General features: G+C 47.5%; 8 protein-coding genes. 3 read left to right on the forward strand and 5 right to left on the reverse strand.

What is annotated here, in order from left to right; genetic code table 11:
- Positions 1-175 precede the first annotated feature (175 nt).
- From mobA to mobC, 3 genes are read left to right on the forward strand one after another with little or no spacing between them, the layout of a single operon-like run.
- Positions 176-604, forward strand: coding sequence for a conjugal transfer protein MobA (mobA, locus tag H8S65_RS18750; RefSeq protein ID WP_002560988.1), 429 nt, complete (start codon positions 176-178; stop codon positions 602-604).
- The gene (mobB, locus tag H8S65_RS18755; RefSeq protein ID WP_002560989.1) at positions 583-1,830 is read left to right on the forward strand and encodes a conjugal transfer protein MobB; all 1,248 of its coding nucleotides are present in this window, start codon (positions 583-585) and stop codon (positions 1,828-1,830) included. The genes mobA and mobB overlap by 22 nt, the downstream gene beginning before the upstream one ends.
- A gap of 30 nt (positions 1,831-1,860) precedes the next feature.
- The gene (gene mobC / locus H8S65_RS18760; RefSeq protein ID WP_002560990.1) at positions 1,861-3,870 is read left to right on the forward strand and encodes a conjugal transfer protein MobC; all 2,010 of its coding nucleotides are present in this window, start codon (positions 1,861-1,863) and stop codon (positions 3,868-3,870) included.
- Between the two features lie 41 nt (positions 3,871-3,911).
- Here mobC and H8S65_RS18765 read toward each other — a convergent pair whose 3' ends face one another.
- The 5 genes from H8S65_RS18765 to H8S65_RS18785 form a co-directional block, all read right to left on the reverse strand.
- Positions 3,912-4,478, reverse strand: a complete 567-nt coding sequence (locus H8S65_RS18765; protein ID WP_002560991.1) for a hypothetical protein — start codon at positions 4,476-4,478, stop codon at positions 3,912-3,914.
- Between the two features lie 16 nt (positions 4,479-4,494).
- A complete protein-coding gene (locus H8S65_RS18770) occupies positions 4,495-5,658 on the reverse strand; it encodes a GNAT family N-acetyltransferase (protein WP_002560992.1) in 1,164 nt (387 codons plus the stop codon).
- 9 nt (positions 5,659-5,667) lie between these two features.
- Positions 5,668-7,119 (reverse strand): ATP-binding protein, encoded by a 1,452-nt coding sequence (locus H8S65_RS18775; RefSeq protein WP_002560993.1) that lies wholly within the window; start codon positions 7,117-7,119, stop codon positions 5,668-5,670.
- A gap of 140 nt (positions 7,120-7,259) precedes the next feature.
- On the reverse strand, positions 7,260-7,862 hold the full coding sequence (locus H8S65_RS18780) for an RteC domain-containing protein (RefSeq protein WP_002560994.1): 603 nt from the start codon (positions 7,860-7,862) through the stop codon (positions 7,260-7,262).
- 238 nt (positions 7,863-8,100) lie between these two features.
- Positions 8,101-8,523 (reverse strand): dihydrofolate reductase family protein, encoded by a 423-nt coding sequence (locus H8S65_RS18785; protein ID WP_002560995.1) that lies wholly within the window; start codon positions 8,521-8,523, stop codon positions 8,101-8,103.
- Between the last annotated feature and the right edge of the window lie 146 nt (positions 8,524-8,669).

An 8,669-nucleotide genomic window follows, 5' to 3' on the forward strand; every position in this document is an offset into this window, starting at 1 on the left:
ACCTGAACATAGCAAGGTATGTTTTCAGCCGCTCAAAATATTTTGAGCATCCCGGAAAACGCCTTGCCCTTGCAGGGGGCGGGCTTTCCCTCCGAAGTCGGAAAGCCTTTCAGAACTGCGGTGCTGTAATCCGAAGCGGCGGCTTATGCCGTCAATCCGCTAAATCCAAAGTAATATGAAAGAGAAAAGGAAAAGCAAAGCAGGGAGAAATCCCAAACTTGATCCGGCGGTGTACCGTTACACCGTCCGTTTCAACGAGGAGGAACACAATCGTTTCCTCGCCATGTTCGGAAAATCGGGTGTCTATGCACGGTCGGTTTTCCTCAAAGCGCACTTCTTCGGACAGCCGTTCAAGGTGCTGAAGGTGGACAAGACGCTGGTGGACTATTACACCAAGCTATCGGATTTTCATGCGCAGTTCCGCGCCGTGGGTACGAATTACAACCAAGTCGTGAAGGAACTGAGGCTGCATTTTTCAGAGAAAAAGGCGATGGCGTTGCTCTACAAATTAGAGCAACACACCGTCGAACTCGTGAAACTGAGCCGCCGGATTGTGGAACTTTCAAGGGAAATGGAGGCGAAATGGTCGCAAAAATCAGTGTAGGAAACTCGTTGTACGGCGCGATTGCCTATAACGGGGAGAAGATTAACGAGGCGCAGGGGCGGTTGCTTACGACCAACCGCATCTACAATGACGGTTCGGGAAAGGTGGACATCAACAAGGCGATGGAGGGTTTTCTCACCTTCATGCCGCCACAGATGAAGGTGGAGAAGCCGGTGGTGCATATTTCGCTCAACCCACATCCGGAGGATGTGTTGACCGATGCGGAATTGCAGGATATAGCCCGCGAGTATCTGGAAAAACTCGGTTTCGGCAACCAGCCTTATCTTGTTTTCAAGCACGAGGACATCGACCGCCACCACCTGCACATCGTGACGGTGCGGGTGGACGATAACGGGAAATGTATCAGCGACAAGAACAACTACTATCGTAGCAAACAAATCACCCGTGAGCTGGAGAAGAAATACGGGCTGCACGGCGCGGAGCGCAGGAACCGCCGGCTTGACACGCCGCTAAGCAAGGTGGACGCATCGGCAGGTGATGTGAAGAAGCAGGTGGCTGGCACTGTGAAGGCTCTGAACGGGCAGTACCGTTTTCAGACGATGGGCGAATACCGTGCGCTCCTTTCCTTATATAATATGACGGTGGAGGAAGCGAGAGGCAACGTGCGCGGACGGGAGTATCACGGGCTGGTTTATTCCGTCACGGACGACAAGGGTAACAAGGTGGGCAACCCGTTCAAGTCCTCGCTTTTCGGGAAGTCCGCAGGTTATGAAGCCGTACAGAGAAAATTTATCCGTTCCAAATCAGAGATTAAGGACAGGAAGCTCGCCGACATGACGAAACGCACCGTTCTTTCCGTGCTGCAAGGCACTTATGACAAGGACAAATTTGTATCCCAACTCAAAGAGAAGGGCATCGACACCGTACTGCGCTACACGGATGAAGGGCGTATCTATGGAGCGACGTTTATCGACCACCGCACAGGATGTGTACTGAACGGCTCTCGCATGGGCAAGGAGCTTTCGGCGAATGCCTTGCAGGAACACTTCACCCTGCCATACGCCGGACAACCGCCGATACCGTTATCCATCCCTATGGATGCTGCGGACAAGGCATACGGACAGACCGCATACGACCGTGAAGACGTATCGGGCGGAATGGGCTTGCTCACTCCCGAAGGTCCGGCGGTAGATGCTGAGGAAAAGGCTTTCATCCGGGCGATGAAGCGCAAAAAGAAGAAAAAGCGCAAGGGCTTGGGTTTGTAATCGGAGTATCAACAATTAAAAAATCAATGTATGTCACAACAAGAAGACGATTTGAGGGCATTGGCGAAAATCATGGATTTTCTGCGTGCCGTGAGTATTATTTTAGTGGTTATGAACGTGTACTGGTTCTGTTACGAAGTCATCCGGCTGTGGGGCGTGAACATCGGTGTGGTGGACAGAATCCTTCTGAACTTCGACCGCACGGCGGGGCTGTTCCATTCCATACTGTACACAAAGCTGTTTGCCGTCCTGCTGCTTGCCCTGTCCTGTCTGGGTACAAAGGGGGTCAAGGGAGAGAAAATCACTTGGGGAAGAATATGGACGGCACTCGCCGCCGGGTCCGTGCTGTTTTTCCTAAACTGGTGGATACTGGCTCTGCCGCTTCCGATTGAGGCGGTGATGGGGCTGTATGTCCTTACCATCGGTACGGGCTATGTCTGCCTGTTGATGGGAGGTCTGTGGATGAGCCGTCTGTTGAAACACAATTTGATGGAGGATGTTTTCAACAACGAGAACGAGAGTTTCATGCAGGAAACAAGACTCATCGAAAGCGAGTATTCGGTCAATTTGCCGACACGCTTCTATTACAAAAAGCGTTGGAACAACGGTTGGATCAATGTGGTGAATCCCTTCCGTGCGTCCATCGTGTTGGGTACGCCGGGCAGCGGCAAGTCATACGCCGTGGTAAACAATTTTATCAAGCAACAGATTGAAAAGGGCTTCTTGATGTACGTGTATGACTTCAAATTCAGCGACTTGTCCACCATTGCCTACAATCATCTGCTGAACCACCCTGACGGCTACAAGGTGAAGCCGAAGTTCTATGTGATCAACTTCGACGACCCGCGACGCTCTCATCGGTGCAATCCCATTCACCCGGATTTTATGGAAGATATTACGGACGCCTACGAGAGTGCCTATACAATAATGCTCAACCTCAATAAAACGTGGGTGCAAAAGCAGGGTGACTTCTTTGTGGAATCACCTATCATTTTGTTCGCCAGTATTATATGGTATCTTAAAATCTATCAGAACGGGAAATATTGCACGTTTCCCCATGCCATCGAATTTTTGAACCGCCGCTACGAGGATATTTTTCCGATACTGACTTCCTATCCCGAACTGGAGAACTACCTTTCCCCGTTCATGGATGCGTGGCTCGGAGGGGCTGCGGAGCAGCTCATGGGGCAGATAGCGTCGGCAAAAATTCCGCTTTCGAGGATGATTTCACCGCAGCTCTATTGGGTGATGTCGGACAGCGAGTTTACGCTGGACATCAACAATCCCGAAGAGCCGAAAATCCTATGCGTGGGCAACAATCCCGACCGTCAGAATATCTACGGGGCGGCTCTCGGATTGTATAACTCCCGCATCGTGAAGCTCATCAATAAGAAGGGGATGCTGAAGTCGTCGGTCATCATAGACGAGCTGCCGACGATATATTTCAAAGGGTTGGACAATCTTATAGCTACCGCCCGAAGCAACAAGGTTGCCGTGTGTCTGGGATTTCAGGATTTCAGCCAGCTGGTGCGCGACTACGGTGATAAGGAGGCGAAAGTGGTGATGAATACGGTCGGTAACATTTTCTCCGGGCAGGTGGTAGGTGAAACGGCAAAGACACTATCGGAACGATTCGGTAAGGTGTTGCAGAAACGGCAGTCTATCTCCATCAACCGGCAGGATGTTTCCACCTCCATTAACACGCAGATGGACGCGCTTATCCCGCCCAGCAAGATTTCCGGTTTGACGCAGGGAATGTTTGTCGGTTCGGTGTCCGACAACTTCAACGAGCGTATCGAACAGAAGATTTTCCACTGCGAGATTGTGGTGGATGCCGATAAGGTAAAACGGGAGGAAAGTGCCTACAAGAAAATCCCCGTTATTACCGATTTCACTGACGCAGACGGCAACGACCGCATGAAGGAAACGGTGCAGGCAAATTACCGGCGCATCAAGGAGGAGGTGAAGCAGATTGTTCAGGAGGAATTGGAGCGCATCGCGGGCGATGACAACCTGAAGCATCTGTTGCAGCAGAAGTAACCTATTAAAATAAGGGAGGATAGCTAAAATCCTCCCTTATTTTAATATTCCTCCAAAAGTTTATTTTGACGTAAATCTTCAATGTAACATGCTAAGTTACTTGAAACTTTATTAAATACTTTATCAAGATATGGGATGATATTTTCCAAATTCAATTCCAACTCTAACGGGAAACTATGATATTGATGTAAAAACCTTGTGATGTCATTTCTTTCTGAAACAGATAAAAGCAAAAATGGATTACTGTTTTTATAATATACCATTGCTGAAAGATGAATAAAAGCGCATCCTAATTTATAAACAAAAAAAGGCCAGCCATAAAATTTATCAGCTAAATCCACCATTTGTTTATCGGTCACGACTTTCTTTGTATTGGGATAAGACCATTTTATTCCCTCCAAAGTTTGGTTTATAAAATGCTCTCTAAGGTTTAAGTCGCTAATTGACAACAAAAACATAACTCTTACCATAGAATCTAATTCTTGACGCAGAATAGATATTACCTGCCCATATAATTGTTGTTGCAACAAAATATTTATAGCGCAAGAATGTTCTCCTGACCTTTGAGTAACTATATCGCAAAATAAATTAATATTATTTGTTTTCATTGTTGAGTGATTTCGCTTATAAGATATAGGATTTACTATTGGTTGCCACATATATCTGATGCGGCATTTCTTTTTCGTTGTATATTATTGTATGGTTGTCGCACAAGGTCATTCCCAGCCTTTCAACCACACGGATGGATGCCACGTTTTCCGGTCGGATACTGCAACAGACAGTTTTCAGTTCCAGCTCTCCAAAGGCGTATTCCAAACACGCGCGGGCGGCTTCCGTACCGTAACCGTTATGCCAGTATGTGTTATCGAGTATATAGCCAAGCTCGACAGTCTCGTTCCCGTTTAGGGTACTATTCATCAGACCGGCTTGTCCTATCAATGCGCCGCTTTCTTTCAGTATGACGGCAAAATATCCGAACCCGTCCTTGCGGTATCGGATGAGTTGCCTGTTTATCCATTTGCGCACGTCCTTTTTGGTAAAGCCGTGTTCCCAAGCGTACATGACTTCCGGCTTTCCCATTATGGCAAGGAGTGCGTCCATATCCTTACGGGTTATCCTGCGGATAAGCAGCCGTTCCGTTTCCATGACGACCAGCGATGCGGAATAGGTCTTTATCTCAAATCCGTCCTCTTTCCATTCCTTCACAAGCCTGTTGATCGTTTCTTCCACCAGACTGTCATAAGCGGCATCGGGAATAACCTTTATAAAAAAGGTGTCACGGGTTTCTTTCATGACCCATTCGTTGATGTCTTTCAGTTCCTTGCCTTCGGGAATGTAATTCTTGTGTATCATGAACTCGTTGATGTTGTCCGCCAACAATTCTTCCAACTGATAACGGATGTCATCCTCCAGTTCGGCAAATGGTATGGTTTCCTCTTCATAGATGCCTTCTATTAAAACATCATCCTCTTCCATATCCTCGTCCGGTGTCTGATTGCCCCGTTTCATGTCCAACATATCCTGCGCGAACTGCCCGGATTCCTTGTCCTTGTACTTCTTGGCATATTTTTCCAGCAGTTCCCAGTCCTGACGGCTCATCGGGCATTTGAAAACGGCTCGTTCCACCTCGTTACAGCGCACCATGTCCGCCTTCACATCATCGGGAAGCGACCGGCATTCCTTGCAGATATGCCGCGAGTGTCCTTTGCCGCTGAATTGCTCGTTGGCTTTGTACTCGCTACAAATCCGACAGTAATGCCCCTGTTGTTTCTTCTTTTTCGCCACCATACCCCGTTATTATATCAACAGTTCTTTTCCTTTATCGGTAAGACGATATTTCTGCCGGGGATGTTTCGGATTTTCCGGGTAAATAGGCTCTACCAAATTCTGCCTTATGGCTGGATACAGATATAGTTCTAAAAAATTACTTTTGTCCTTTAATCCTATCACACACATAATCTCTTTGGTTGAAAGTGTCTGTGTGCCGATTGCAGACAACACCTTTTCCACCTGTGGGGTAACTGTGGGGTGACTGTGGGGTAACTGTCGGGTAATTGTCGGGTCGTGCCCCACAGTTTTTCGGGTATAGCGGAAAATAACCCATACACTATTTCCATCTGTATGAAACTCCGGATCGGGAATGCCGACACGCCGGCATTCGCTTATCATAAGCCCGATGCCTCGTCCCCAGCTTTCCAGAACCTCGCTTTTATACAGAACATTCGCAATAATCAGGTTTTGAGGTTCTGAATTATGCCCGCTCAATAACTTTTCCATTGTTATATCCGGCGGAAAAGTTCCACTGTTCTCAATCTCCACACGGTCATCATAGATGGCAATTCCTACCGAACTGCCGGGACGGTGGTATGAGCGGTGGCAAAGGGCATTTGTGCAGCATTCCCTCAATGCCTTGTAAGGAATCTCAAGCTCTTCCTCCCGATACAAGCCTTCAACTTTGCCCGAAAGGGAAAGATGCTTGAAAAAGAACGACATTGCAGTGTCCAGCAGTGTGTAGATATTGCCAGTGGTACGCTGATTGTCTATAAACTCGTCTTTTGTAGTTCCTTTGAAACGCGCCAACCGAAGCAGGCACTGGGGATAGAAGTAAAAATCACGACCGAACAAGACTGCGGAAGCATTATTCAGTTTTCCGTCATGTAACAGGTTGAATTTTTCGAGTATGGTCGGCAAATCCTCCCTTATGGTGGCTTCGGGTAGGCGACCGCACCGGATGCCTCCACGTACCGCTCCCATAATGGCATGTTCATCAAGGTCAGTAACTTTGATGTCGGGATTCGTCATCGCCTCCCAAGCGTATTTCCCACCTCGCTGCATAAGCAGTTGGTTATATACGTCTTGCGGCATGGAGGATGTCACGCTCTCCAATCGAAGATAAGCCCGTCCCTTATAGGAGAACGGACGCATATAACGTTGGCTGTCCGCAGACAAGGCTATCACACTCTTGTCTGTATTTTGGATACTGATATACGAAACTTCGAGTGTGGCAAATGGTTCAAAACGCCGGATGGCTTCCGCAATATCACGCTTCGTCTTGTCGCTCACTTCCTGCCCGATGATCTTTCCTTTGTCGGTCACACCGAACAACACCGTGCCACCTTCGCTGTTAAGGAAAGCGCAGAGCGTTTCCATGCCGCGCTCCAACTGCCCGGTGGTTTCCTTGAACTCCACCTGCCCGTTTTCCTTTTCGGCTATCAGTTGTTTTACTATATCGAGGTTGTCTATGTTCATATTCAATTCGTAACAATTGTACAAAGATAGCGTTTTTCGCTGAAATTCGGGGCAATAGCGCGCCGAAAACGCCCTTTTTCGTATAGATTTTACTCAAACGGGAGAACAGCATGATACCATTCTCCCGCTTATACCTGATTTTATCTTCTCATACGTTCCAGCTCTTCATCGCGCAGCATTCTCTCGTTCAGTTTCTCCTGCATCTTGTCGAGGAAATAGGTACGGCTTTCGTTTTTCCGACGTTTGATGTCGGTATAGAAGCGGTAGCAATCCTTCGACTCAATACCGAATATCTTGTAGAGAATCGGGGCGAGCTGTTTTAGCGGCATATTGCCGTTGTTGATACAGCCCATCTCGTCTATGCCGTAGATAAGTTCCACGAGGTCGATGGCGTTGCCCGTCCAAAGAAGGCTGGCGGTGGTTTCTGTTGCGTTGTTGGCGGATATTAGTGGTGGCACTTGGGGCGTGGCAAGGAATTTCTGCATCTTTCTTACGAAAGACAGAGCCTTGCTGACGTAGGCGGCAATCTCTCTTCTTTCTTCTGACAGATTACGCACCGGATGGTGCTGCAACTCGATTTCGATGTAGGCAAGCGCGATGACGGTAAGGTTCATGTCCATGCCGCCGTTGCACAGTTCTATTACTTGGGTGGCGAAAGCCGTGTATGCTTTTTCCATATTGCAGTCTCCGGCTTCGTTTATCCGGCGGAAGAACTCGGTTTCCGCCAATAAAAAATAATTCATGTCCTGTCAATTTTGAAATTTTACACTCTGTTTTCGGTATGCGCACATGAATATAATTGGCAAAAAACGCGGCAGAAAACAAAAAATCCAACGCTCAATTTTACAAAGTGTTGTATTTCAGTGGTATAAAATTCAATATTTTTTCACAGGGACAAATTATCTCCGACTTAAATTGTTTGTAATCAGAACATTTATTCTATTCTTGAAAATAAAAATGTATGCTTGCCGCACATTTTGGCTATCTTGCTTTTTTATCAAGGATGTAGATAATGCGGCATACACCGTTGGGAAAACTTTTCAAAGAGGAAAGCGTCCAGTGTTGCTCTGGCAGAGCCGACTTAAAAAAATGTCGTCCGCTTCCGGATATGAAAGGAACGGTGTATAGTATGATTTCATCCACAGCGTGCATACGCAGTAGTCCGTTTATATAGTCTGCCGTGTCCGGTGTGGCTTCCGCGAGGTAACGGATGTTTGTGCCGTCTTTTCTCCATTCGTGCAGCATTGAAATGGAATAGTCTGGTGTCACGCGGTAAAGGGCGTTCTTCCTGATTTCATCAAGACCGCAACGGTCAAGGCACAAATCCTGATGTGCTTTATAATATAACTCTGAAGAAAGACATCCGTCCATCGTCAGTACGGCGAGAATCTGAACTTTACCCATAATCGTTACCTTTCATTAGGCAAGGGCAAAAAAGTAGCGTGCAATTCACACTACCTTCAAGCGATGGCTCTGGTAAAGCCTTTACGGAGAGTACGTGAATGCACGCTATGCGTAAGCATAGCATAAGCATCACGCAATCGTCTCCG

This window comes from Parabacteroides hominis, from assembly GCF_014287585.1.
In the GTDB taxonomy this organism is placed as follows: Bacteria; Bacteroidota; Bacteroidia; order Bacteroidales; family Tannerellaceae; genus Parabacteroides; species Parabacteroides hominis.